Below are 23,303 nucleotides of genomic sequence, written 5' to 3' on the forward strand. Positions count from 1 at the left end.
TGACAGGGCCTCTCACGGCTTGCCTACTGCTTACCGCACAGCGAGACGACCTTCTGCTCGTCCTCCGAGAGAGTGGGGCCGGGGCTGGGGGTCGCGGACGGGGTCGTGGACGGAGCCTTCGAAGGGGGCGTCGGGGACGTCTTCGAGGCCGACGGGTTCGGGGTCGTGTTCGGCGTCGGGGAGGCCTTGACGAACGCGGTCTGCGTGGTGGTGCCGGTGCCCGTGGACGCGCCGGCGCCGGTGGGCGTGCCGGTACCGGCCGTCTTGTCCTGGCCGGTCTTGTCCTTGCCGTTCCTGGCGTCGTTCCGCGCGCGCTCGGCCGCCTGGCGTTCGGCCTGCTTGTGGCAGGCGGAGGCCTGTACGGCCAGCTCCTGGACCTTCGCCCGGGCCGCTTCCAGGCCGTCCTCCGCGATCGTCGCCTTCACCTGCTTCTGCTGGTACGGCGGCAGGTACTTGAGTTCGATCTCGGGGTGGTCCTTCTCCACCTTCGACAGCGACACCCAGGCCAGGTCCTGGCTGATCCCGCGGTACAGCGCGATGTGCTCGTCCTTGGCGCCGACGTAGTACTGGGTCTGCGTCCAGCGGTAGCCGCCGTACAGGCCGCCGCCGACGACGGCGAGGGCGAGGACGCCGTAGAACGAGGTCTTCAGCCATCTGCGCCGCTTGCGCGGCTTGGTGAAGTCGTCGTCGGCGTAGTCGCCGAAGCCGTCGGCCGGGATGTAGCCGGTGGTGTCGCCGGAGCCGGGCGGGCCGAACTCGCCGCCGCCGTGTCCCTGACCCTGCCGGCCCAGGTGAGAGGCGCGGCCCGCCGGGGTCTGCATGATGCCGTTGTCGTGCAGGTGGTGCTGGTTCTCGGCGACGGCGCCGACGACGACGGGCTGGTCGGACAGCTGCCCGGCGAGGGTGTCACCGGTGTCCAGGTCGAGCACGTCGGCGACGATCACCGTGATGTTGTCGGGGCCGCCGCCGCGCAGCGCGAGCTGGATCAGCTCCTGCACGGTCTCCTGCGGGCCCTGGTAGCTGGCGAGGGTCTCCTCCATCGTCTGGTGGGAGACCACGCCGGACAGGCCGTCGGAGCAGATCAGGTAGCGGTCGCCGGCCCGGACCTCGCGGATCGACAGGTCGGGCTCGACGTGGTCGCCGCTGCCGAGGGCGCGCATCAGCAGCGAGCGCTGCGGGTGGGTCGTGGCCTCTTCCTCGGTGATCCGGCCCTCGTCCACCAGCCGCTGCACCCAGGTGTGGTCCTGGGTGATCTGGGTCAGCACACCGTCGCGGAGGAGGTACGCGCGGGAGTCGCCGACGTGCACGAGACCGAGCCGCTGGCCGGTCCACAGCAGCGCGGTGAGGGTCGTCCCCATGCCCTCGAGCTGGGGGTCCTCCTCCACCATGGCGCGCAGCTGGTCGTTGGCGCGCTGCACGGCCACGCCGAGGGAGGTGAGGATGTCGGAGCCGGGCACGTCGTCGTCGAGGGTGACCAGGGTGGAGATCACCTCGGAGGAGGCGACCTCGCCCGCCGCCTGGCCGCCCATGCCGTCGGCGATGGCGAGCAGGCGCGGGCCGGCGTAACCGGAGTCCTCGTTGCCCTCCCGGATCATGCCCTTGTGCGATCCGGCGGCGAAGCGCAGTGACAGACTCATGCGCACCTCGCCCGTCGGCTCCGAATGCAGCCGGTCGTGTCGAGCCACACTGCCCACCCTCCGGTCGGGAGCGCGCCGGAGGCCGGGTTGCGGCCTGCCGCTGCGTGCTCGCTCCGCTCGCGCTCATTCATGACGTAGCACTACTTCCGCAGCTCGATCGCGGTCTTGCCGATGCGGATCGGCGCGCCCAGCGGGATCGGTGTGGGGGTCGTCAGCCGGGACCGGTCCAGGTAGGTGCCGTTGGTGGAACCGAGGTCCTCGATGATCCACTGGCCGTCACGGTCCGGGTAGATCCTCGCATGGCGGCTGGAGGCGTAGTCGTCGTCCAGCACGATCGTCGAGTCGTGCGCCCGGCCCAGGGTGATCGTCTGGCCCTGGAGCGCGACGGTGGTGCCGGTGAGGGTGCCCTCGGTCACGACCAGCTTGGTGGGGGCGTTGCGGCCGCGCCGGCCGCCGCCGCCCTGCTGGCCGCGCTGCGGCGGGGGCGCGGCCTGCTGCCGGGTCTGCTGGCGGCCCGGCTGCTGCGGCCGGGCCGCCTCCCTACGCGATCCGCGCTGGGTGACGCGCGTACCGAACAGGTCGCTCCGGATGACCTGCACGGCCACGATCACGAACAGCCACAGTACGGCCAGGAAACCCAGCCGCATGACCGTGAGGGTCAGCTCTGACATTGCCCCCGCTTCACCCTTCGGCTTGCCTATAGATAACGGTGGTGCTGCCCACGACGATCCGCGAGCCGTCGCGGAGCGTAGCGCGGGTGGTGTGCTGCCCGTCCACCACGATGCCGTTGGTGGAACCGAGATCCTGGATCGTCGAGGGCGTTCCGGTCCGGATCTCGCAGTGCCGGCGGGACACGCCGGGGTCGTCGATCCGCACGTCGGCGTCGGTGCTGCGGCCCAGCACCAGCGTCGGGCGGGAGATCTGGTGGCGGGTGCCGTTGATCTCGATCCAGTAGCGGGTGCGCGCGCCGCTCATCGGGGCCGCGGCCGGCCGCTGCGTGGCGGGCTGCGGGTAACCGTACCCGCCGGGGCGGGTGCCGGGCGGCGGTGCGGACGGCATCGGGGGCGCGCCGGCGGGCGTGGCGGGCTGCGGGTAGCCGTAGCCGCCGGGGGCGCCCGCCGCGGGGCGCCCGGCCGCCGGTGCGCCGGGGGCCTGCGGGGCCCCTTGCTGGTCGCTGGAGGAGGCGAGGGTGCGCGAGCGCACCCGGTACAGACCGGTGTCCAGGTCGTCGGCCTTCTCCAGGTTGACCTTGATCGGGCCCATGAAGGTGTAGCGCTGCTGCTTCGCGTAGTCGCGCACCATGCCGGCCAGCTCGTCGCCGAGCTGCCCGGAGTAGGGGCTGAGGCGCTCGTAGTCCGGCGCGCTCAGCTCCACGATGAAGTCGTTGGGCACGACGGTCCGGTCACGGTTCCAGATCGTGGCGTTGTTGTCGCACTCCCGCTGGAGCGCTCCGGCGATCTCCACGGGCTGGACCTCGGACTTGAAGACCTTGGCGAAGGTGCCGTTCACCAGACCTTCGAGACGCTGCTCGAACTTCTTCAGGACTCCCATGGGGCACCTCCTCCGTCCCTGCCGTCGTCTTGCCTGCTCTGTGCCGCTGCCTTGCCGGGTACTGCGGGTACTGCTCACTGATCGTATCTACGCGCCCGCCAATCAGCCGGTTCCCCCAGCGGCTCCCCTTCGAACTCCCGGGTGCGTGTCCTGCTGCCATGGATCGTAGAGGCGGGCGAAGTCCAGTGTCCCGCACCCGGCTGTGCACCCGGCCCGCCTCCCGGCAGATGGCCGGGACCGGTACGAGGTTGATACGAGAAGCGCGCCTCCCTGATACGTGCGGCGTTCGGCGGGTGCGTCGTTGGGGCGCGCGCCGCGCGTGGCGGGGGTCGTGACCGGGGGCGGGCCGGCGGGAAGCGATGTGAATCCACCCCGTACGACGTGCTAATGTTCTGGGTGTCGGAAGGGGCCGGGCCGCAAGGGCCGGAACCGGAAGACACACCCAATGCGCGGGTGGCGGAATAGGCAGACGCGCTGGATTCAGGTTCCAGTGCCCGCAAGGGCGTGGGGGTTCAACTCCCCCCTCGCGCACAGAAGGCCGAGGGCCCATCGTGAAAACGATGGGCCCTCGGTCGTATGCGGCGTCGTTCACGGGCGCCGTCCGGCCGGGGTGTGAGGAAGCTCTCAAGGCGTCAACGACCGCACCGGGTGAGGGCGGTCGGGTGGTGGCGTCCGGCGAGGCCCCGGGTGACGCGTGCCACTCCTCGTCCCCGAACGACGCGCACGGGGCGCCGCCACCGGCCGGCGGCGGCGTCCCCGCGCCGGGGGAGGGCCCGCGCACGGCCCCGCGCGCTCAGGCCGGCTCCCCCTCCCGGACCCGGTCCGCGTCGCAGTACTCCTGGTGCCAGTACGGGTACGGCAGCGGTGGCGCGCTGACCTCGTCCAGGGCCGCGCGCTCCTCGGGCGTGAGGGACCAGCGCGTCGCGGCGAGGTTGTCGGTGAGCTGGGCCTCGTTGCGGACGCCGATGACGACCGAGGTGACGCCGCGCCGCTCGAGCACCCACCGCAGCGCGACCTGGGCCGCGGACACCCCCCGTCGGGCGGCGATGTCGCGCAGGACGTCGATGGTGTCGAAGGTGCGTTCCGGGTCGACCGGTTCGAACCAGCCCACGGCCCGCCGGGTGCCGGGCGGGGGTGTGGCGCCCCGCTCCTGACGGCCGCTGAGCAGACCGCCCGCCAGCGGGCTCCACACCATGACGCCCACGTCCTCCGCCTCGGCCATGGGAATCAGCTCCCACTCCACCTCGCGGGCGGCCAGGCTGTACTGGATCTGGTGGGACGCGAACCGCTCCAGACCCCGCTGCTCGCTGGTGGCCAGCGCCCGGGTGAGCTGCCAGCCGGTCAGGTTGGACGCGCCGACGTAGCGGACCTTGCCGGCCCGCACGAGGTCGTCCAGGGCCCGCAGCGTCTCCTCCCACGGGGTGCGGCCGTCCCAGCCGTGCGTCTGGTAGAGGTCGATGTGGTCGACGCCCAGGCGGCGCAGGCTCGCCTCGACGGACCGCACGATGTGGTGCCGGGACAGCCCGCGGTCGTTGGGTCCGCCGCTGCCGTCCGGCATCTGCCAGCGCACCTTGGTCGCGATGATCGCGTCGTCGCGCCGGCCGGACAGCGCCGCGCCGAGCACCTCCTCCGACTGTCCCGCGGAGTACATGTCGGCGGTGTCGAAGAAGTTCACGCCCTCGTCCAGACACCGGTGGACCAGGCGGCGCGCCTCGACGGTGGTGAGCCGGCCCATGTGCTGGAAGCCGTGCCGGCCGCCGAAGGTCATGGTGCCCAGGCAGATCTCGGACACCTGCAGGCCGGTGCGGCCCAGGTAGCGCATGCGCATACGGTTCGTGGTCCTCTCGTGGTCGTGGTCCGCGCCGTCAGTGCGCGTCGGCCGGGACCGTCTCGGCGGCGCCGGCGGCGACCGGGGCGGCCGTGGTGCGGGCCGGGCGCAGGAAGGCGACGGCGACGACGGCGGCGACGGCCAGGGCGGCCGCGGCGGTCAGCAGGCCGCCCTGCACGCCGTGGAGCACCGCGGCGGGACCGCTGCCGCCGGCGGACTCGATGCCGGACGCGGCGACCGTGGCCAGGATCGGGGTGCCCACCGTCACACCGAGCTGCTGGCCGGTGTAGGCGAGGCCGGTCGCGAGGCCCTGCTCGTGGTCCGGCAGCCCGGACGTCGCGGTGATCATGTAGCCGACGACGGCGAGGAGGTGGCCGAAGCCCCCGGCCGCGGTGGCCACGAGCAGCAGCGGCATGCCGCCGTCGGTGTCGAGGAGGTACAGCACCGCCGTGGCGGCCGCCTGGAGGACCAGGCCGTACACGAGGGCGCGGTGGACGCCGATCCGGCCGATGATGCGCGCCGCGAAGGCGCCGCCGAGGACGGCCGCGACCCCCAGCGCGGCGAAGGAGAAGCCGGCGTCGAGCGGTGTCATCCCGCGCACCTTCTGCATGTACAGGGTGAGCAGGAAGACCATGCCGGTCATCATCGCGAAGGTGATCAGGCCGGTGGTGTTGCCCCAGCTGACGGTGCGGCGGCGCAGCACGCCGAGGTCGACGAGCGGGGCGGCGACGCGGGACTCGACGGCGAAGAACGCGGCCAGCAGCACCGCGCCGGCCGCGAAGGAGACCAGGGTGGTGGCGGCTCCCCAGCCGTTGCGCTCGGCGGAGGTGACGCCGTAGATGACCGACAGCAGGCCGCCGGTGACCGTCAGGGCGCCGAGGACGTCCAGGCGGGGCGTCTCCTCGTTGCGGCTCTCCTTGATCAGGACCGGGGCGGCGATGACGGCGGCGACACCGACCGGGACGCTGATGAAGAGCGTCACGCGCCAGCTGGTCAGCTCGGTGATGACGCCGCCGAGGACGACGCCGGACAGGAAGCCGAGGGAGAGCAGGGCGCCGTTGATGCCGAGTGCGCGGTCGCGCTGGGCGCCCTCGGCGAAGTTGGTGGTCAGCAGGGACATGGCCGCCGGGGTCAGCATGGCGGCGGCGACGCCCTGGACGGCCCGGGCGGCGAGCAGGAAGCCGGGGGTGGTGGCCAGGGCGCCGGCCAGGGAGGCGACGGTGAACAGGGCCATGCCGACGATGAACCAGTTGCGGCGGCCGTAGAGGTCGGCGGCGCGGCCGAAGAGCAGCAGCAGGCCGCCGGAGGGCAGGGCGAAGGCGGTGACGACCCACTGCAGGTCGCTCAGGGCGAAGCCGAGGTCCTTGCCGAGGACCGGGAGGGCGACGCTGAGGATGGAGAAGTCCAGCGCGAGCATGAACTGGGCGCCGCACAGAAGGGCGATGACGAGCCACTGGCGCGTCGTGAAACGCGCCTTGGCGGGCGGACGGACGGTATCGGAAGTCATGAGGCGAGGTTCTCCGTCGTCCGTACACGCCGGGTAGCCCGTACTTATCCTGGGTTTATGACCACCAGTCTGAAACCGGTAGGGGACGCGCGCCGACGGGAGGAACTCAGGCTCTTCCTGCGCACGCGCCGGGAGCGTCTCGCCCCGCAGGACGTGGGTCTGCCCCCGGGGGCGCGCCGGCGCACCCCCGGCCTGCGCCGGGAGGAGGTGGCGATGCTGGCCGGCATCGGGGCGTCCTGGTACACGTGGCTGGAGCAGGGCCGGGACATCAAGGTGTCGGAACAGGTCCTGGACGCCATCAGCCGGACGCTGCGGCTGGACGCGGCGGAACGCGACCACCTCTACCGGCTGGTCGGGCTGAACCCACCGCGGCACACGGCGGGCGACCCCGGCGACATCTCCCGGCTCACGTCGCTGCTGGAGGGCTGGATGCCGTCCCCGGCCTACGCCATCGACCGCTGCTGGAACATCGCGGGCACCAACCGGGCCGCCGAACTGGTCTTCGGGTTCCGGGAAGGCGACACCAACTGCCTGGTGGCCTTCTTCACCAACCCGGCGTTCCGGGCCCGGCACCGCTACTGGGCGGACATCGCGCCGGGGCTGGTCTCCGAGTTCCGCAGGGACGCCGCCCGCTATCCCGACGACCCGGAGTTCGCCCGGATCTGCGAGCAACTGGCCGGGTGCAGCCCGGAGTTCGCCGAGCTGTGGTCGCGCTACGAGATCAGGTCGACGAACCAGGGGGTGAAGGCGATCGACCATCCGCGGGCGGGGTGCCTGATCTTCGACCACTCCGTCCTGGAGGTCCCGGACCGCCCCGGTGTCCGGCTGATGCTGCACACGGCGCAGGCCGGGACGGACACCGCCGAGAAGGTGCGTGAACTGCTGGACCGCGACACGCGCAAGGGGCGGATCTCGCTGGTCGAGGCGGGGTGACGGGGCGGGCCGGAGTGCTCGGCGGGGGTTCGGCCGGCGGTCCGGTCGAGGTCCGCTGAAGAACCGCCCAAGGCCCGGCGTAAGACAGCCTTCATCGTCAAGACAGACGTACTCCGAGTGCCAATGCTCTGCTACACAGGTGCAGGCGGGGGCGCGGTGGCGTGACCCGCCTGCCGTCTTCCAGCGAGCGGAGGAGCACGTCCGTGATCCACAGAAGCAAGGTCGCAACAGCCGGCGCCGTCGTGGTGGTGGCCCTGGGCATCGGATTCGCCACCCGGTCCGCGGCCGTGGCGGAAGAGCCGCCCGTCAGCTCGGTGACCCTGAGCCAGGGCCTCACCTCGGCCCCGTTCAAGATCAAGGCGGACGGCGACCGCAAGGTCCTGTACCGCAAGGCCGTCGTGCAGCCGGGCGCCTCCACGGGCTGGCACTACCACGTGGGCGAGGAGATCGCGGTCATCAACTCCGGGACCTTCACGCGGATCGACGGCTCGGACTGCTCCGAGAAGCAGTACGGCCCGGGGGACTCGCTCGTGGAGCCGGTGGGCCCGCGCACCGTGCACATGGGCGTCAACCGCGGCACCACACCCGTCGAGCTGTACGTCGTCGACATCCTCCCCACGGACGCCACGGCACCCTCGGTGCCCGTCGCCGACCCGGGCTGCGGCACGGCGTCCCCGGCCGGCGGCCGGAGCCGGTGATGCGGCTGCCCCGCCCGCTGGGCATCTCCGGTCCCGCGGTGTGGCTGCCCGAGCGGCGGCAGAGCGCGCGGGAAGCCGTCGCACTGGGCCTGCTCGACGCGGAGACCGCCGACGAACTGGGCTACGACCGGCTGCCGGTGGCCGATCTGGCCCCGCCGGAGATGGCCTGCGAGGCGGGCCGGCGCGCGCTGGCCGCGGCGGGCGTGCCGGCCGGGGACGTCGGTGCCGTCCTGCACGCGTGGATCCACTACCAGGGCCACGACCTGTGGTCCCCGGCCCACTTCATCGCCGACCGGCTGGGTGCCGGGGACGCCGTGCCCGTCGGCGTGCAGCAGGTGTGCAACGGCGGCGCGGCGGCGGTGGAACTGGCCGCCGCACGGCTGTTCGTGGAGCCGGGGCTGGGCAGCGCGCTCGTCACCACGGCCGACGCGTTCCGCGAACCGGGCTTCGACCGGTGGAGCGGGGACTACGGCATCGGATACGGCGACGGGGCCACCGCGCTGGTGCTGCACCATTTGGCGGACACCGAGGGCGGACGGCCCGCCGACCTCGTGCTGCACTCGATCTCCACGGTGGCCGCGCCGCGGCTGGAGCGGATGCACCGGGGCGACGACCCGTTCAGCCCCGCCGCCCGCACGCTCGGGCCCCGGGTGGACATCCGCCGCACCAAGAAGGCGTTCCTGGCGGCGGAGGGCCTGGAGGCGTTCACGGAGGCCAGCGCCCACTCCCTGCGGTCGGCCGTGGAGTCCTGCCTGGAGGCGGCGGGCCTGGCGGCGACCGGTGATCAGCCCCTGCGCTACGTGGTCGCCCCGCGGCTCGGCCGCAAGACCGTGGACCTGGCCTACGCGCCGCTGCTGACGAAGCTGACCGGTGCGGAACTCCTGCGCCCCGGCGCCGGCACCGGCCACCTCGGCGCCGGGGACGCGGCCGCCAGCCTGGCGGAACTGCACGCGGACCGGCTGCTGGAGCCCGGCGAGTACGCCCTGGTGGTCAGCGCCGGCGCCGGCTTCACCTGGTCGTGCCTGCTGGTGAGCGCGGCCTGACCACACCGTGCCGCGTGCGCTGACGCGGGCCGGAACGAGCGCGCGTCCACCCGGCACGGCACGGGAACCATCCCGGCCGGCCCCACGGCGCCCGGCCGACCCTCGCCGGTACGGCGGATGCCGTGGCGCGGGGCCGGGTTCTGCGGGTGTGGCCGGGGTGAGGGGTGCTGTGGGGCACGGCGTTGCCGGCTCTGGGGTGCGCGGCTCGTTCGGGCGGTCGGGTGGCTGTGACGCCGGGGTGGGTGGCCGGGGCTGACGAGGCGGCTCCGGGACCGCGCGGCTCCGTCCGGCTGCCGCCGGGGCTGGTGGGGCACCACGTGGTGGTCGGTCGTGCGGGGGGCGGCGGGAGGCCGCGGGCGTCTGGAAACGGCGGGGGCCGCGGGGTGGTGCGCCCCGCGGCCCCGGTCTCGTGCGTGTCCGTCAGCCGGTGGGCTGCATGACCGCTGCCGACGCCGGGTGCAGCCGCAGGTGACCCGACGGGCGGACCGGTGACCTCGTGGGGCCCTGGCAGGGCGCGGCGGTCTGGACCAGGTCCAGCGACGGCTCGCCGCGCAGGATGTCCTGCTCCATCTGCACCAGGAACGGCGAGGGCTCCAGTCCCAGCTCCTCCACCAGCCGGGTGCGCAGCCTCCGCATGACCGCCAGCGCCTCCGCCCTGCGCCCGCACCGGTACAGGGCGAGCATCAGATGACGGTGGAAGTTCTCGTGCAGCGGGTGCCGGGCCGTGAGTTCCGACAGTTCCGGTACCAGCGTGCGGTGGGCGCCCCGCTGGAGATCCGCGTAGACCCGGTGCTCCGCGGCGCAGAGCATGGACTCCTCCAGGCAGACGATGCGCGCGCTCAGCAGTTCACCGGCCTCGACGTTGACGAGGGCCGGCCCGCGCCACAGGGACAGCGCCCGGCGGAGCACATCCGCACCGCGGGCGAATTCGCCGCGTTCGACCGCGGCATTTCCCTCCTCGGCCAGCATTTCGTACTCGGTGATATCGAGCGCGACCCGCGACGAGGACAGCACGTAACTGCTGCCCTCGGTGACCAGGATTTCGTCGGCGACTTCCGCGACGCTGACCCGGAGTGCTTCCGCGAGCGTGCGCCGGACATGTCCCACGTATGTCTGAATCGTGGCAGTTGCGGTGCGGGGCGGGTTATTTCCCCACAGCTCCTGTACGAGCGCGCTGACGGATATCGCCCGGTCGGCGTTGACCGCCAGCATCGCGAGAATCCGCCGTGGTTTCGGAGCCAGGACGACCGGCTCCGACTCTTCGTCGAAGACGACCATCGGACCCAGGACATGAATCTGCACCATTCCCCCTTGTTGGCACACGTCATCCCGTCGGTTACCGGTATGACGGATTCATTCACCGCCCAGGGGCACGCCGGCCGTGCCGGTGACCCTGAGTGACGAATCGAGTATATCAGGACCCGGCTGAAAACCATCCCCCCTATTTGAGTGTGAAACCAGAGTTAATCAGTCGGCTACATGGGATGTTGTGCAGGTCACACCGCACGGAGGCAACGGAAAGGCGGCGGTGGTTGTGCTCGTACAAGCACAACCACCGCCGCCTTTACGCGGCCTTCGGGACGCGGCGCCGGGAATTCAGTCCAGTGAATTCAGTACGGCAATTGCCCGCTCCAGGTATTCCTCGAGGCGGGCCCGTTCCTCCGGCGTGAACTCCGCACTGAGCGAACCCTCGACCCGCAAGGCCGCCTTGTCCGCCTTCTTCGCCACGGCGCGGCCCGCCCGGGTCGCCCGGTTGACCACCACCTTCTGGTGCAGCTCGGAGGGCTCGCGGACGACCAGTCCGGCCTTCTCCAGGTTGGTCAGCACCGTGGCCATCGTCTGCGGGGTGACCATGCACTCCCGCGCCAGCTGTGCCGCGGACATGCCGTCGGAGACCGACAGCAGCAGCAGGACCGAATACTGCGGCACCGTCAGGTCGTATTCCCGCAGCACGTGCGACTTGCGTGCGATGAGGGCCTGCTCAGCCCTCTTGATCGTGTGCCCGAGCCGGCCTGCGGCGACCGTCTCCGTCGTGTTCGCCATGTCAACAGTCTCGCATACGACAGAGAACGAAGGAGTGACCGCAGGCTGACCACGGGCGGGCCGCCGTGCCGGGGCGGAGGCCCTCACCGGGGCCTCCGCCGCCGGACCGGCGGGATCGCGCAGGTGAGTCTGGCCGTGCAGGTGCGCCGGCCCCGCTCGTCGGAGACGACGATCTCGTACGTGGCGGTGTGCGTGCCCACGTGCAGCGGACGGCAGACACCGGTGACCTTGCCCGTGCGGGCGCCGGCGTGGTGGGTGCAGGACAGCTCCTGGCCCACGATGATCCGGTCGGCGCCCGCGTGCACCCAGGCCGCGAGCGACCCGAGTGTTTCGGCGAGGACGGCGTTGGCGCCGCCGTGCAGGAGGCCGACGGGCTGGCGGTTGCCGTCCACCGGCATGGTGCCGACCACCAGGTCCGGCTCGCAGACGGTGACCTCGATGCCGAGCCGCTCCACCAGCTGCTGTCCGACGTAGGGGGGCAGGACCTCGACGGGTCCGAGGGCGGTCTGGGTCATGTGACGGTCCCCTGTCAGTGGGTGGAGGCGGGCTCGGGTGCCGGGGAGGCCGCCTCGGCGGTGTCACCGGCCGCCTCCCGCGCCTGCCGCTTGCCCGAGAGCAGGCCGCCGACCACGACCGCGCTGACCGCGCACGCCGCCGCGACGAACCACATCGTGGTGTGCAGACCGCTGGCGTACGCGTCGGACATCGCGGTCGCGACCCCGTCCCGCACGGCACCGGCCGGCAGGGTCCCGACGGCCTCGGTCAGACCGCCCTGGAGCGCCCGGGACGTCAGCTCGCCGGCGCCGCCCGGGTAGGCGGAGACCTTGTCGCCGTCGAGGGCGGCCTTGGTCAGCGCGGTGACGAGGGTGCCCAGACCGGCCATGGACACCGCGTCGGAGGCGAGCCTGACGGTGTTGAACATGCCCGCCGCCATGCCCATCCGCTCCGGCTCGACGGCCGAGACCGCCGCGCCGTCGAGGATGCCGAGCGAGATGCCGTAGCCGATGCCGAGCAGCAGCAGCGGCCCGGCCAGCGCCGGCGCGGAGGCGCCCGGGTCGACCAGTGTCAGCCAGGCGGCACCCGCCGCGGAGCAGGCCAGCAGCACGACGAACAGGGTGCGCTGGGAGAACTTCTGCGCCACCAGGCCGGTGAGCGCGGGCATCACGAGCGACGGGCCGGTGAGCAGCAGCAGGACCACGCCGATGCGCAGCGCCGACATCCCGCTCGTGGAGGTGAGGTACGGCGGGAGCACGATGACGAGGGCGACGAAGCTGAAGGCCAGCACCAGCGGCACCAGGCAGACGGCGAGGAACTGCGGCCGGGCGAACAGGCCGAGGTCGAACATCGGGTTCTGCGTGCGGCGCTCCACCGTCACGAACGCCGTGATCAGCACCAGGCAGCCGACGGCGGCGGCGAGCACCATCGGGTCGCTCCAGCCCCGGCCGGGGCCCTCGACCAGCGCGAGCACGAACAGGGCGACGCCGGCGCCGAAGAGCAGGCTGCCGGCCCAGTCGAAGCGCGGGCCCTTGTCGGGGGCGGAGCGCGGCAGCAGCGGGGTGCTCAGCAGGACGAGCGCGGAGACGGCGGCCAGGACCAGGAAGACCGAGCGCCAGCCCCACAGGTTGACCAGGGCGCCGCCGAAGGCCGGGCCGAAGGCGAGACCTGCTCCGAGGAACGTGCCGAAGAGGCCGAAGGCCTTGGCGCGTGCCGTGCCGTCGAAGGCCTGGGCGAGGATCGCGGTGATGGAGGCGAGCGCGGCGCCGCTGCCGAAGCCGGCGATCGCACGGGCCAGGTCGAGCAGCAGGATGCTGTTCGCCAGTCCGGAGACGGCCATCCAGAAGGCGAAGAACGCCATGCCCCAGGTGAACATGCGGCGATGGCCGACGCGGTCGGCCAGCGAGCCCATCGCCGCGAGGCTGCTGGACGCGGTCAGCATGTAACCGTCGACCACCCACTGGGCGGCGGCAAGGGAACTGTGCAGGTCGGCGCCGATGTCGGGGACGGCCACGGAGGGGCCGGTCACCACCAGGGTCATGAGCGGGCCGACCACGCACGCCGCGGCGAGGGTGGCCCGCGGGTTGCCGGTGGACATGGTGGATCACCTCTGTCTGTTGTCTGTTGTCAGGTAGTCGTCAGCTATGTAGCAGAACTCTGGCACAGAGTAGGGTACTCAGCAGACCCGCTGTCAACGACGTATGCCAGAGTTCTGTATAAAGACGTTGGCCTGCCACTCGACGGCGGGTGACGGTGACCGACGCTTCACAGCGACGCGGGGAAAGGTGGTGCGTACGGCGATGCGCAGGATCCGACTGGGCGGCACGGAACGGTCGTTCGCGGCCGTGGGACTCGGCTGCATGGGGATGTCCTGGGGGTACGACGAGGAGGGGCGGGACGAGAACGAGTCCGTCGCGGTGATCCGCCGCGCCGTCGGACTCGGCGTCGATCTGATCGACACGGCCGACCAGTACGGCCCCTTCACCAACGAGGTCCTGGTGGGTAAGGCCCTGCGGGGCCACCGTGACGAGGTGCTGCTCGCCACCAAGGGCGGACTGGTGGTCGACGACCCGGTCACCTACCGCAGCCACCGGGACGGCCGGCCGGAGTACCTGCGCGGCGCGTTCGAGGCGAGCCTGCGGCGGCTGGGGGTGGACCACGTGGACCTGTACCAGCTGCACCGCATCGACCCGCGGGTGCCGGTCGAGGAGAGCTGGGGCGCGCTGGCGGAGCTGGTGAAGGAGGGCAAGGCCGGCGCGATCGGGCTGTCCGAGGCGTCACCGGACGAGATCGCCCGCGCCCACGCGGTGCACCCGGTCGCCTCGGTGCAGAGCGAACTGTCCCTGTGGAGCCGTGACGCCCTGACCGACGGGGTGGTCGACCACTGCGCACGGGAGGGCATCGCCTTCATCGCGTTCGCGCCCCTGGGCCGGGGTTTCCTGTCCGGTCTGATCGCCGGCCCCGGCGACCTGCCGAAGGCGGACGGACGGCACCGCCTGCCGCGGTTCCAGCCCGAGGCCATCGCCGCGAACCAGGCCATCGTGGACCGGGTTCGGGCCGTCGCCGACCGGCTGGGCGCGACCGTGGCGCAGGTGGCCATCGCATGGGTGCTGGCCCAGGGCGAGCACGTCGGGGTCATCCCGGGCACGAAGACCCGGCGCTACCTGGAGGACAACGTCGCGGCCGGCTCCCTGACCCTGCCGCCGGACGCCCTGGCGGAGCTGGACGCCCTCCCGGAACCGGCCGGCCCTCGCTGACCACCCCCGTGGGCGGCCCCCTCGCGGGGCCGCCGCCCACCCGGGTGGCCGCGGCGAGCCGCGCTACACGTGCTGGCGGCGGGTCCCCGCGGCCAGGGTGGCCGGCAGGGTGGGCCAGCCGTGCTGGGCGGCGTGTTCGGTCATGCGGGGGTTCGCGCCGACCACCGTGGGGTGGCCGACCATGCCGAGCATGGTCAGGTCGCCCGGGTCGTCGCCGTACGCGTAGCAGTCCGCCGGGTCCGCGCCGAACTTCGCCAGCGCCTCGCGGACCGCGTCGGCCTTGGCCGGGCCGAACATCGCGTGCCTGATCGCGCCGGTCATCCGGCCTTCCGCGTCCAGGTCGGGCTCGGTGCACAGGACCAGGTCGATGCCCAGGTCGTCGGTGATGGGGTGCAGCGTCGCCGGCCAGGAACCGGAGACCACCACCGTGCGGTGGCCCGCCTGCTGGTGGCGGCGCAGCCGGGCGACCGTCGGCTCGATGAACGGCGCGCCGTGCTCGCGCAGGTCGGCGTACCAGTCCCGGGCCTCGGCGACCACGTCGTCCCAGGGGATGCCCGCGTGCAGCTCGTAGAACCTGGACACCACCTCGACCGGTGTGACGCCCATCGACGCAAGCCGGCGCAGCGGCTCCACGGCCCGCTCGTAGGCGGCGCCCGTGATGTCCCCCTGGCGGCGCAACCGCCAGCGCAGCAGGGAGAACGGCGTCTTCATCGCGATGAGCGTCTCGTCGGCGTCGAAGAACGCCACGACGGGGCGGTCGTGGTCCGCGGCGAGGGGGTGGGGCTCGGGACGGTTCGTCATGGCTGACTCCTTGCGTGGGCCGCTCGGGCGAGCAGCCGCGTGGTCTCCTGCGGCCTCGAGGGATCCAGCCGGGCCAGGAGGTGGCCGTCGGGGCGGACCACGGCCACGGCCGGCCGCGGCCCCAGCGCCCGGGCGAGGGCCGCCGGGACCGCGCGCGTGAGGTCCAGCACGGGCGTGTCCTCGGGCAGCGCGCCGCGCACCCGGTCGCGGGCGCCCGGCCAGCCGGCCGGCGGGGTCCGCGTGCCGGGCCACAGCAGGACGGTGTGCCGGTCCCGGTCGATCACCGGCCAGCCCTCGGCCGACAGCGCCGGGGCGTTCGCGCGGGCCGGGCCCGCGACCTTCACCGGCAGCCTCGGATGCCGGTCCTCGCCGTAACTGACGGCCGTCTGGCCGAGCTGGGGGGCGATCCGGCGCTGGAACACGCCCGTGCGGTCCGCCGCGCGGAAGGCCGCGTCGCGCAGCGCCACCTTCGCGGGCGTGCCGACCAGGCCGGCCTTGGTCAGCCACTGGGTGGACCGGGCCACCTGGTGGGAGACGGCACGCCGCTCGCTGTCGTAGGAGTCGAGGATGCCCTCCCCGAACTCGCCGCGGAGCACCCCGGACAGCTTCCACGCCAGGTTGAACGCGTCCTGCATGCCGGTGTTCATGCCCTGGCCGCCGGCCGGGCTGATCACGTGGGCGGCGTCGCCGGCCAGGAAGCAGCGGCCGCTGCGGAACGTGGACGCGATCCGCACCCGCACCCGGAACGAGCCGCTCCACAGCAGTTCCTCGACCCGGCTCCGGCCGGCCGCCCGGTCGTCGACGGCCTCCTGGAACAGCGCCCGCGGCGGCGGGGCGTCCTCGTCGTAGGCGTCGTGCGGCACGTTCAGCGCGATGCGGTGCACCCCGCCGCCCATCGGGCCCAGCACGATCGCGCCGCTCGGGGCGTAGCAGTAGTGGGACAGGTCCTCGGACAGGCTGGTGGTCAGCCGGGCGTCGGTGATGGCGAACGACACGTCGACGGGCGGTCCGTCGTAGGCGATGCCCAGTTCCTTGCGGACGGTGCTGTGCGCCCCGTCCGCGCCGACGAGCCAGCCCGGCCGGAGCTCCTCGACCCGGCCGCTGTCGTGCTCCAGCTTCACCGACGGCACCCCGTCCGCCTGGTCGAGGGCGGTCAGCCGCACGCCGTCCTCGACGGTGCCGCCCAGCGCGGCCACCCTGGCGCGCAGCACGGACTCGGTGTCGTTCTGCGAGAGGGTGAGCGCGAACGGGTACGGGGAGTCGGGCAGTCTGCTCATCCAGGCCGTCGCCAGCCGCCGGCCGCGCGAGTAGAACGCCGTCCCCGCCAGCCGGTGGCCGATGTCCAGCAGGTCGCCGGTCACCCCGACGCGGTCCAGCAGTTCGAGGTTGCGGGGCCAGACGACATTGGCCCGGGAGTGCCGCGGGTCGCCGCGCCGGCCGGCGTCCACGACCCGTACGGCCACGCCCTGCTGGAGCAGCTCGCACGCCAGGACCAGGCCGACCGGGCCCGCGCCGACGACGAGTACCGGCTCCCCGGCCCGGCGGTCCGTCACGCCGCCCACAGCAGGCCCCCGTTGACCTCGACGACCGTGCCGTTGACGTACGAGCTCTCGCCGCAGGCCAGGAAGACGGCAGCGGCGCCCACCTCCTCCGGACGGCCCAGCCGGTCCGACAGCAGCCGGCCGCGGTAGCTCTCCCAGGCGCGCTCGTTGGCGGCCAGCTCCTTGCCCATGCCCTCGTCGATGTAGCCGGGCGAGAGGCAGTTGACGCGGATGTTCCTGGGCGCCAGCTCGACCGCCGAGGTGCGGGTGAACATCTCCACGGCCGCCTTGCTCGCGCTGTACGCGCCGGCCCCCGCCGCGGCCCGCCCGGCCACGCAGGACGACACGTTGATGATGCGTCCGCCCGGTCCCGCCGGCTTGTCCGCGGTGGTCATCGGGCCGATCACCGCCCGGGTGCACAGGAACACACCGGTGAGGTTGGTGGCCAGCGTGGTGTTCCAGTCGGCCACCGACAGCCGGGCGATCTTGCCGTCCCGGCTGACGCCGGCGTTGTTGACCAGGATGTCGACGCCCCCGTACGCCTCGCAGGCGGCGGTCATCAGCTCGTCCACCGACCGCTCGTCGGTGACGTCGGTGTACTGGTACAGCAGGCGGCCCTCGTGGTCGTCCGCGAGTTCCTTGATGTCGTAGGGGTTGCGCGCGGCGGCCACCACCGAGGCGCCCTCCGCGAGGAACGCCTCGGCGATCGCCCGGCCCAGGCCCCGCGTGCCGCCGGTGATGACGGCGGTCCGTCCCTCCAGCCTCATGGCTTCTCCTTCGCTGCGTGGGTGTCGTTGTCGTGCGGTGGGGGCGTCAGTACCAGGTGAGCAGGGCCGCGCCCGCCGTCATGCCGCCGCCCACCGAGGCCAGCAGCACCCGCTCGCCGCGCCGCAGCGGCCGGTCGCGGTGCGTGGCGTGCAGCGTGAGCGGTACGGAGGCGGCGACCGTGTTGCCCAGGTGCGGTGCCGTGTAGGCAACGCGTGCGGGGTCGATGCCGGCGTCGGCCACGAAGGTCTCCAGCAGCCTGGTGTTCGCCTGGTGGAAGACGAACCGGTCGACGTCCTCCAGGGCGAGCCCCGTGTCGTCGAGCGTCTGGGCGGTCAGCTTGGCCAGGACCGACAGCGCGTAGTCGCGCACCGCGCGGCCGTCCATGCGGAAGTAGTGCTTCCCGGCCGCGCGGGCCTCGGCGTCCAACGGGGTCCGCGTCCCGCCGGCCTCCACGCCGACGTAGTGGTGGAACTCCCCGTCCGTGACCAGGTGCACCGACCGCAGGCCGTACCCCTCGGGCACCTCGCCGAGGACGACGGCCCCCGCGCCGTCACCGAACAGGCTCACCGTGCGCCGGTCCGTCCGGTCCATGATCGTGGAGAACATGTCGGCGCCGACGAGCAGGACGTGGTCGCCGTGCCGGCCGGCGGCGACGAGCCCCTCGGCGACCGCGAGGCCGTACAGGAAACCACTGCAGACGGCGTTGATGTCGAAGGCGGGCAGGGTGGACAGGCCCAGCTTGTGCTGGAGGATCGCGGCCGTGGACGGCTGCGGCACGTCCGGCGTGCTCGTCGCCACGATCAGGGCCCCGAGCCGCCTGCGCGCATCGGGCCCGAGCGCCCCGAGCGCCTCGTCCGCGGCCGGCACGGCGAGGTCGGACGTGGTCGTGCCCGGACCGGCGTAGCGCCGCTGGAGCACCCCGGTGCGTTCGGTCACCCAGGACTCCGGCATTCCCGTCCAGGAACTGATCTGCTGGTTGTCGACCACCCTGTCCGGGGTGTGGGAACCGATCGACAGGACACCGACTGGCATGGTTTCCCTTTCCTGTGCTCGCGCGTGGTGGTGGGTTCCGGTGGCACGGGACGTCAGTGGCCCATGCCCAGCCCACCGCTGACCGGCAGCACGGCGCCGGTGATGTACGTGGCCTGCTCGCTGGTGAGGAACCGCACGGCCGCGGCCACCTCGTCGGGGGTCGCGGCGCGGCCGAGCGGGGTCATGGACAGGTACTGCTCCAGCCGGGCCGGGCGCACCTCGCGCAGCATGTCCGTCTCCACGAGGCCGGGGGCGACGACGTTGACGGTGATGCCGCGGCCGCCGAGTTCCCAGGCCAGGGAGCGGGCCAGGCCGACCAGGCCCGCCTTCGCGGCGGTGTAGGCGCTCTGGCCCGGCGAGCCGGTGAACGCGACGGCGGAGGAGATCAGCACCATCCGGCCCCAGCGGCCCCCGATCATGGCCCGGGAGGCGTGCCGGGCGACCCGCATGACCGCCCGCAGATTGGTGTCGAGCACCGCGTCGACGGCGTCGTCGGCGAGGGCCGGCAGCAGTCCGTCCCGGGCGATCCCGGCGTTGGCGACCAGCACCTCGACCGGGCCCTGGGCGGCCGCGACCTCCTTGAAGGCACGCGCCACCTGCTCCTCGTCGGTGACGTCGCAGCGCACCGCGAGGAACCCCGCCGGGGGTTCGCCGGTGCGGTACGTGACCGCCACCCGGTCGCCCCGCGCGGCGAGCGAACGGGCGACGGCCAGTCCGATACCGCGGTTCCCGCCGGTGACGAGCACGGAACGGCCCGCCGGCGCGGCGGTGCCGGCGTCGCTGGTGGCCGTGGCCACGGTGGCGTCCGTCATGCGGGAGTCACCACGATCACCGCGTTCTGGCCGCCGAAGCCGAAGGAGTTGTTCACCGCGGCGCCGATCTCCATCGGCCGGGCGTCCTTGGCGACGACGTCGACCCCGATGCCCGGGTCGAGGCTGGTCAGGTTGGCGGTCGGCGGGACGAGCCGCTGCTCGACGGCGAGCACCGTGTAGACGGCCTCGGCCGCGCCGGCCGCGCCCAGCAGATGGCCGACCACGCCCTTGGTGGAGGTGACGGCGGGCTTCTCGCCGAACACCCGGCGGATCACCGTGGCCTCGGTGATGTCGTTGAGCGGGGTGGAGGTGCCGTGCGCGTTGACGTGGTCGACGTCGCCCGGCTCCAGCACCGCGTCGGCGAGCGCGGCCCGGACGGCCCGTTCGGCACCGCCGCCCGTCGGGTCGGGCGCCGAGGCGTGGTGGCCGTCGGCGGACGCGCCGAACCCGGAGACCCGGGCCCGGACCCGGGCGCCGCGTGCCCGCGCGTCCTCGACCCGCTCCAGCACCAGCATGGCCGCGCCCTCCCCCGCGACGAACCCGTCCCGGTCGGCGTCGAACGGGCGGGAGGCGGACGCGGGGTCGTCGGTGCGCGTGGAGAGCGCCCCGGCCGTGGCGAGGCTCGCCATCGCGGTCGGGGACATCGCCGCCTCCGCGCCGCCGGCCAGGACGATGTCGCAGGCCCCGGACTCCAGCAGGGCGCGGGCGTACCCGATCGCCGTGTTGCCGGAGGCGCAGGCCGTGGAGACGACCTGGTTGGGGCCGAGTGCCTTCAGGTCCATGGCGATGTAGCCGGCCGTCATGTTGACCGGGCCCATCACCATCAGCAGCGGCGAGACGAACCTCGCCCCGTCGGCCAGGTGCTTGCCGTGCTCCCGCTCGACCGTGGACCAGCCGCCCAGCGAGGTGCCGACGACCACGCCGACCCGGGCACCGTCCCAGGACGCCGGGTCCAGCCCGGCGTCCTCGACCGCCTGCCGGGCCGCCACCACGCCGAAGTGGCTGACGGGGTCCATGCGGAGCGCCGTGCGCCGGCCGAGCAGGGCGCCGGCGTCGAAGTCCGGTACCCGGCAGGCGAAGTCGACGGGCAGCCCGGCGAGGTCCGGGTCGGCGGCCGCGGTCGACACGCCCGACCAGACCCGTTCGACGTTGGCCCGCACGCCCACTCCGGCCGGGGTGACCAGACCCACCCCGGTGACGGCGACGTCGAAGCGCTCCGTGCGCCGCCCTTCCGCTCCCGCGCCCGCCATCAGGCCACCGAGACCTTGGCGTCGATGGCGGCGAGGACGTCGCCGAGGGTGGAGTCGGGGGTCAGCGCCGTCTCGTCGAGCTGGACGCCGAACTCCTTCTCCACGAGGACGCTCAGCTCGATCAGCAGCAGCGAGTCGAGTTCGAGGGCGTCGAGGGTGGCGGTGGGGGACAGCTGCTCGGGGTCGACGCCCAGCTTGTCGACGACGAGGGTGAAGAGGCGGTCCTGCTGTGCGGACATGGGTGTCTCCTTGAGTGGTGTGAACGGGTTCGATCGGTGGGGACCGGTATGGAACGGTGAGGACCGGTGGGCTCAGGGACGGGCGACCGCCATCGCGGTGAACGTGAACCCGCCGCCGCCGTTGAGCACCAGCGCGTACTGCCCGGGCGCCAGCAGGTCCGTGCGGGCCAGGTCGGCGAGGGAGGCGTTGAGGTCGCCGGCCCCCACGTGCCCGGTCGCCCGGCCGAGGTCGAGCACCTCGGCGGCGGTGACCTCCGTCAGCGGCGGCAGGTACGCCTCCGCCATCGCCTTGCTGCCCAGGCGCGGTACCACCGCGTAGCGCAGCCGTGGATCGTCGGCGGCGAGCCCGGCGTCGGCCAGGCACTCCTCGACGACGGCGCGGATGCGGTCCGCGGCGGTCTTCAGGAAGAAGTCCACGCCGTAGGTCTTGATGAAGGCGCGCTTGGTGCGCCGTACGTCGATCACCGGGCTGTGGCCCATGGGGGTCGCGTTGAACTCGTCGTCGCCGCGGTGCATCACCTCGAGTTCGGGGGCGGCCTTCGACACCAGGGCACGCAGCAGCAGGTCCGGCGCCGGTGCCGCCCCGGTGAGGCGGTGGACGAGGACGGCGGTGGCGGCGTCGCCGGCCGCCATGCCGTAGTCGCTGAGCCAGCGGTGCCAGCTCGGCATCAGGAAGCGGTCGGCGGTGGTCACCAGCGCCGGCCCGGCCGCCGGGTCGCCCTGCAGCCGGCCGGCGGCCAGCTCGATGCCGGCGGCACCGCCGTTGCACTGCTGGAGCAGCCCGATCGGCACGGCGTGCAGGGCGCCCAGCCGGTGGGCGACGTAGTGCGGGGCGGACCAGGCGTCGTGGCCCTGGTGGTGGACGCTCGCGTGGAGCACCATCGACAGGTCGTCGGCCTGGACGCCGGACAGCGCCAGCACCTGGCCGGCGGCCTCGACGGCCATGTCCGGCGGCGCGGTGTCCTCGCTCACCGGCAGGGAGGTGTAGCCGAGTTCACGAGCCGTGCGGGCGTCGATGTCACCGGCTGCGAGGGCCTGTTCGACGGTCTGCCGCCGCTGCGGGTACCAGGCCGCGGCGACCAGCCCGAGGGGTGAGGTGAGCCGCACGCCGGGTCACCGTCCGTCCGGGTGCGCGGCCGGCGCCGCCGGGAGCCGGGTGACGCCGACCTCGGCGGTGCACACGGACACGCCGTCCTGCCGGAAGTCGACCGCGTGGCGCCCGCCGTCGACGGGCGTCACGGTGACGGTCACCGGACTGTCCAGCTCCACGAACCGCCCGAAGGTGGCGCGGAAGGCGTGCGCGTACCGCTCGTCGGCCGGTGCCCCGGCGGCGAGCACGGCCGCCTGCCGGGCGGCCTCCATCAGCGCCATCGCGGGCACGTGGTCCAGCGGGTGGTCGTACATCGCCGGGTGCCGCACCGGGACGTCCAGGACGGCGCGCAGGGCGAGCGGTCCGCCCGGGCACTCGACGTCGGCCAGCACCACGTTGCCGGGCCGCTCCCGGCCGACGAGCGCCGGCGCCACGGGGACGCCGGCCCGCCTGTCCGGCCGTTCGGAGGAGAGCGGCGGCACGGTCCCCCGGCTCTTGGCGCGATGGGCCCGGTAGCCGTCGCGGCTGAGGTACCCGGCCACGATGACGCTCGTACCGGCCCGCCGGCCGCCGGCCACGAACGCGCAGTCCAGCGTGGCGGCCAGCAGCCGGGTGCCGCGCCGCCGCAGGTCCCGGGTGCCGATCTCGATCACCAGCTCGTCCGGCGCGTCTCCGCGGGTGCGCAGCGCCGGCAGGTCGGTGAACTCGGTGGTCCAGTCGCTGATCAGGAAGGAGGTGTCGTACGGGACGTCCAGCCACTGGTGCGCGACGACGGTGACCGCCTGCCGGGCGGCCTCCAGGAGGAACAACGGGTCGAGCAGTGCGGGCCGCTGCGTGTGGTCGTTGTAGTAGCCGTGCGCGCGGGGCGCCTGGACGGCCACGGCGAAGCGGTCCTCACCGAGCCGTGCCGCGTCCGTGACGAAGACCTCCATGACGGCGCGGCGGTGCACCAGCACACGGTCCATCGAACGCTGGTAGGCGAGTTCGGGGGCGGCCGGGACGGCTGCCGTCCGCTCCTGCTCAGCAAGGGTCATGCCCAGTCCATTCGTCCGTGGTCTTGTTTCGGCGGCCCACCGTGAGGGGCACGGAAAGAGCCTGGCAGCCACCTCTGAGGGCTCGGCCGAGAGCGCCGGGGGGCCTGCCTGAGAGCGCCGGGGGGCCCGCCCGAGAGCGCCAGTGAGCCCGCCCGAGAGCGCCGGGAAGCCCGGCCGACGGCTCCGTGGGGGACGGCTCGACGGTCGCTGGAGGTTCACTGGAGAACGGGTGGCGGGCGGTCCCG

22 protein-coding genes and 1 tRNA gene are annotated in these 23,303 nt (G+C 73.3%); 5 read left to right on the forward strand and 18 right to left on the reverse strand.

The annotated features are described in order from the left end of the window. Window positions 1-23: 23 nt before the first annotated feature. The 3 genes from ACZ5DC_RS10850 to ACZ5DC_RS10860 form a co-directional block, all read right to left on the reverse strand. Window positions 24-1,637, reverse strand: a complete 1,614-nt coding sequence (locus ACZ5DC_RS10850; RefSeq protein ID WP_468651496.1) for a Stp1/IreP family PP2C-type Ser/Thr phosphatase — start codon at window positions 1,635-1,637, stop codon at window positions 24-26. A gap of 140 nt (window positions 1,638-1,777) precedes the next feature. Further along, the gene (locus tag ACZ5DC_RS10855; RefSeq protein WP_225808661.1) at window positions 1,778-2,308 is read right to left on the reverse strand and encodes an FHA domain-containing protein FhaB/FipA; all 531 of its coding nucleotides are present in this window, start codon (window positions 2,306-2,308) and stop codon (window positions 1,778-1,780) included. Window positions 2,309-2,318: 10 nt separating this feature from the next. Continuing rightward, window positions 2,319-3,188 (reverse strand): DUF3662 and FHA domain-containing protein, encoded by an 870-nt coding sequence (locus ACZ5DC_RS10860; protein ID WP_366752811.1) that lies wholly within the window; start codon window positions 3,186-3,188, stop codon window positions 2,319-2,321. Window positions 3,189-3,635: 447 nt separating this feature from the next. Between ACZ5DC_RS10860 and ACZ5DC_RS10865 the strand changes: the two genes are divergently transcribed. After that, a tRNA-Leu gene (locus tag ACZ5DC_RS10865) sits at window positions 3,636-3,719 on the forward strand. A 262-nt stretch (window positions 3,720-3,981) separates the two neighbouring features. Here the strand turns inward: ACZ5DC_RS10865 and ACZ5DC_RS10870 are convergent. Next, window positions 3,982-5,016, reverse strand: coding sequence for an aldo/keto reductase (locus tag ACZ5DC_RS10870; protein ID WP_468651499.1), 1,035 nt, complete (start codon window positions 5,014-5,016; stop codon window positions 3,982-3,984). A gap of 37 nt (window positions 5,017-5,053) precedes the next feature. Further along, window positions 5,054-6,523 (reverse strand): MFS transporter, encoded by a 1,470-nt coding sequence (locus tag ACZ5DC_RS10875; RefSeq protein ID WP_468651501.1) that lies wholly within the window; start codon window positions 6,521-6,523, stop codon window positions 5,054-5,056. Between the two features lie 57 nt (window positions 6,524-6,580). Here ACZ5DC_RS10875 and ACZ5DC_RS10880 point away from each other — a divergent pair, with 57 nt between their 5' ends. From ACZ5DC_RS10880 to ACZ5DC_RS10890, 3 genes are all read left to right on the forward strand, one after another. Continuing rightward, the gene (locus ACZ5DC_RS10880) at window positions 6,581-7,456 is read left to right on the forward strand and encodes a helix-turn-helix transcriptional regulator (protein WP_468651503.1); all 876 of its coding nucleotides are present in this window, start codon (window positions 6,581-6,583) and stop codon (window positions 7,454-7,456) included. Between the two features lie 203 nt (window positions 7,457-7,659). Next, a complete protein-coding gene (locus tag ACZ5DC_RS10885) occupies window positions 7,660-8,154 on the forward strand; it encodes a cupin domain-containing protein (RefSeq protein ID WP_468651505.1) in 495 nt (164 codons plus the stop codon). Further along, entirely contained in the window at window positions 8,154-9,197 is a 1,044-nt protein-coding gene (locus ACZ5DC_RS10890; RefSeq protein ID WP_468651507.1) for a 3-oxoacyl-[acyl-carrier-protein] synthase III C-terminal domain-containing protein, read from the forward strand. Before ACZ5DC_RS10885 ends, ACZ5DC_RS10890 begins: the two co-directional genes overlap by 1 nt. A 420-nt stretch (window positions 9,198-9,617) precedes the next feature. Here the strand turns inward: ACZ5DC_RS10890 and ACZ5DC_RS10895 are convergent, their stop codons facing one another. The 4 genes from ACZ5DC_RS10895 to ACZ5DC_RS10910 form a co-directional block, all read right to left on the reverse strand. After that, a complete protein-coding gene (locus ACZ5DC_RS10895; RefSeq protein WP_366752817.1) occupies window positions 9,618-10,502 on the reverse strand; it encodes an AfsR/SARP family transcriptional regulator in 885 nt (294 codons plus the stop codon). A 291-nt stretch (window positions 10,503-10,793) separates the two neighbouring features. Beyond that, a complete protein-coding gene (locus ACZ5DC_RS10900; RefSeq protein ID WP_366749965.1) occupies window positions 10,794-11,240 on the reverse strand; it encodes a MarR family winged helix-turn-helix transcriptional regulator in 447 nt (148 codons plus the stop codon). An 83-nt stretch (window positions 11,241-11,323) separates the two neighbouring features. Then, entirely contained in the window at window positions 11,324-11,755 is a 432-nt protein-coding gene (locus tag ACZ5DC_RS10905) for a hotdog fold thioesterase (RefSeq protein ID WP_468651510.1), read from the reverse strand. Window positions 11,756-11,769: 14 nt separating this feature from the next. After that, a complete protein-coding gene (locus ACZ5DC_RS10910; RefSeq protein WP_468651512.1) occupies window positions 11,770-13,332 on the reverse strand; it encodes an MFS transporter in 1,563 nt (520 codons plus the stop codon). Window positions 13,333-13,534: 202 nt separating this feature from the next. On the opposite strand from ACZ5DC_RS10910, the gene ACZ5DC_RS10915 reads away from it, so the two are divergent. Next, window positions 13,535-14,491, forward strand: coding sequence for an aldo/keto reductase (locus ACZ5DC_RS10915; RefSeq protein WP_468651514.1), 957 nt, complete (start codon window positions 13,535-13,537; stop codon window positions 14,489-14,491). Window positions 14,492-14,554: 63 nt separating this feature from the next. Here the strand turns inward: ACZ5DC_RS10915 and ACZ5DC_RS10920 are convergent, their stop codons facing one another. The 9 genes from ACZ5DC_RS10920 to ACZ5DC_RS10960 all read right to left on the reverse strand — a co-directional run bounded on the left by ACZ5DC_RS10920 (window position 14,555) and on the right by ACZ5DC_RS10960 (window position 23,058). Continuing rightward, window positions 14,555-15,292, reverse strand: coding sequence for an HAD family hydrolase (locus tag ACZ5DC_RS10920; RefSeq protein ID WP_468651516.1), 738 nt, complete (start codon window positions 15,290-15,292; stop codon window positions 14,555-14,557). Further along, window positions 15,289-16,845, reverse strand: a complete 1,557-nt coding sequence (locus ACZ5DC_RS10925; protein ID WP_468651519.1) for an FAD-dependent monooxygenase — start codon at window positions 16,843-16,845, stop codon at window positions 15,289-15,291. The genes ACZ5DC_RS10920 and ACZ5DC_RS10925 overlap by 4 nt, the downstream gene beginning before the upstream one ends. Next, window positions 16,842-17,600: an SDR family NAD(P)-dependent oxidoreductase gene (locus tag ACZ5DC_RS10930; protein ID WP_468651521.1), complete on the reverse strand. Its 759-nt coding sequence runs from the start codon at window positions 17,598-17,600 to the stop codon at window positions 16,842-16,844. The genes ACZ5DC_RS10925 and ACZ5DC_RS10930 overlap by 4 nt, the downstream gene beginning before the upstream one ends. Window positions 17,601-17,646: 46 nt before the next feature. Further along, window positions 17,647-18,633 (reverse strand): 3-oxoacyl-ACP synthase III family protein, encoded by a 987-nt coding sequence (locus tag ACZ5DC_RS10935; RefSeq protein ID WP_468651523.1) that lies wholly within the window; start codon window positions 18,631-18,633, stop codon window positions 17,647-17,649. A gap of 53 nt (window positions 18,634-18,686) precedes the next feature. Then, window positions 18,687-19,445: an SDR family oxidoreductase gene (locus ACZ5DC_RS10940; RefSeq protein WP_468651525.1), complete on the reverse strand. Its 759-nt coding sequence runs from the start codon at window positions 19,443-19,445 to the stop codon at window positions 18,687-18,689. After that, window positions 19,442-20,695, reverse strand: a complete 1,254-nt coding sequence (locus ACZ5DC_RS10945) for a beta-ketoacyl-[acyl-carrier-protein] synthase family protein (RefSeq protein WP_468651527.1) — start codon at window positions 20,693-20,695, stop codon at window positions 19,442-19,444. Before ACZ5DC_RS10945 ends, ACZ5DC_RS10940 begins: the two co-directional genes overlap by 4 nt. Beyond that, entirely contained in the window at window positions 20,695-20,934 is a 240-nt protein-coding gene (locus ACZ5DC_RS10950) for an acyl carrier protein (RefSeq protein WP_468651529.1), read from the reverse strand. The genes ACZ5DC_RS10945 and ACZ5DC_RS10950 overlap by 1 nt, the downstream gene beginning before the upstream one ends. Before the next feature lie 72 nt (window positions 20,935-21,006). Further along, window positions 21,007-22,041, reverse strand: a complete 1,035-nt coding sequence (locus ACZ5DC_RS10955; protein ID WP_468651531.1) for a ketoacyl-ACP synthase III family protein — start codon at window positions 22,039-22,041, stop codon at window positions 21,007-21,009. 6 nt (window positions 22,042-22,047) lie between these two features. Beyond that, the gene (locus tag ACZ5DC_RS10960) at window positions 22,048-23,058 is read right to left on the reverse strand and encodes a ScbA/BarX family gamma-butyrolactone biosynthesis protein (protein WP_468651533.1); all 1,011 of its coding nucleotides are present in this window, start codon (window positions 23,056-23,058) and stop codon (window positions 22,048-22,050) included. Window positions 23,059-23,303 lie beyond the last annotated feature (245 nt).

This window comes from Streptomyces sp. NPDC031445 (assembly GCF_055581365.1).

Bases quoted from the DNA above. Each gene is read 5' to 3' on its own strand.
- ACZ5DC_RS10850 (WP_468651496.1), bottom strand. From the start codon at position 1,637: ATGAGTCTGTCACTGCGCTTCGCCGCCGGATCGCACAAGGGCATGATC.
- ACZ5DC_RS10855 (WP_225808661.1), bottom strand. From the start codon at position 2,308: ATGTCAGAGCTGACCCTCACGGTCATGCGGCTGGGTTTCCTGGCCGTA.
- ACZ5DC_RS10860 (WP_366752811.1), bottom strand. From the start codon at position 3,188: ATGGGAGTCCTGAAGAAGTTCGAGCAGCGTCTCGAAGGTCTGGTGAAC.
- ACZ5DC_RS10870 (WP_468651499.1), bottom strand. From the start codon at position 5,016: ATGCGCATGCGCTACCTGGGCCGCACCGGCCTGCAGGTGTCCGAGATC.
- ACZ5DC_RS10875 (WP_468651501.1), bottom strand. From the start codon at position 6,523: ATGACTTCCGATACCGTCCGTCCGCCCGCCAAGGCGCGTTTCACGACG.
- ACZ5DC_RS10880 (WP_468651503.1), top strand. From the start codon at position 6,581: ATGACCACCAGTCTGAAACCGGTAGGGGACGCGCGCCGACGGGAGGAA.
- ACZ5DC_RS10890 (WP_468651507.1), top strand. From the start codon at position 8,154: ATGCGGCTGCCCCGCCCGCTGGGCATCTCCGGTCCCGCGGTGTGGCTG.
- ACZ5DC_RS10895 (WP_366752817.1), bottom strand. From the start codon at position 10,502: ATGGTGCAGATTCATGTCCTGGGTCCGATGGTCGTCTTCGACGAAGAG.
- ACZ5DC_RS10900 (WP_366749965.1), bottom strand. From the start codon at position 11,240: ATGGCGAACACGACGGAGACGGTCGCCGCAGGCCGGCTCGGGCACACG.
- ACZ5DC_RS10905 (WP_468651510.1), bottom strand. From the start codon at position 11,755: ATGACCCAGACCGCCCTCGGACCCGTCGAGGTCCTGCCCCCCTACGTC.
- ACZ5DC_RS10910 (WP_468651512.1), bottom strand. From the start codon at position 13,332: ATGTCCACCGGCAACCCGCGGGCCACCCTCGCCGCGGCGTGCGTGGTC.
- ACZ5DC_RS10915 (WP_468651514.1), top strand. From the start codon at position 13,535: ATGCGCAGGATCCGACTGGGCGGCACGGAACGGTCGTTCGCGGCCGTG.
- ACZ5DC_RS10920 (WP_468651516.1), bottom strand. From the start codon at position 15,292: ATGACGAACCGTCCCGAGCCCCACCCCCTCGCCGCGGACCACGACCGC.
- ACZ5DC_RS10930 (WP_468651521.1), bottom strand. From the start codon at position 17,600: ATGAGGCTGGAGGGACGGACCGCCGTCATCACCGGCGGCACGCGGGGC.
- ACZ5DC_RS10935 (WP_468651523.1), bottom strand. From the start codon at position 18,633: ATGCCAGTCGGTGTCCTGTCGATCGGTTCCCACACCCCGGACAGGGTG.
- ACZ5DC_RS10940 (WP_468651525.1), bottom strand. From the start codon at position 19,445: ATGACGGACGCCACCGTGGCCACGGCCACCAGCGACGCCGGCACCGCC.
- ACZ5DC_RS10945 (WP_468651527.1), bottom strand. From the start codon at position 20,695: ATGGCGGGCGCGGGAGCGGAAGGGCGGCGCACGGAGCGCTTCGACGTC.
- ACZ5DC_RS10950 (WP_468651529.1), bottom strand. From the start codon at position 20,934: ATGTCCGCACAGCAGGACCGCCTCTTCACCCTCGTCGTCGACAAGCTG.
- ACZ5DC_RS10960 (WP_468651533.1), bottom strand. From the start codon at position 23,058: ATGACCCTTGCTGAGCAGGAGCGGACGGCAGCCGTCCCGGCCGCCCCC.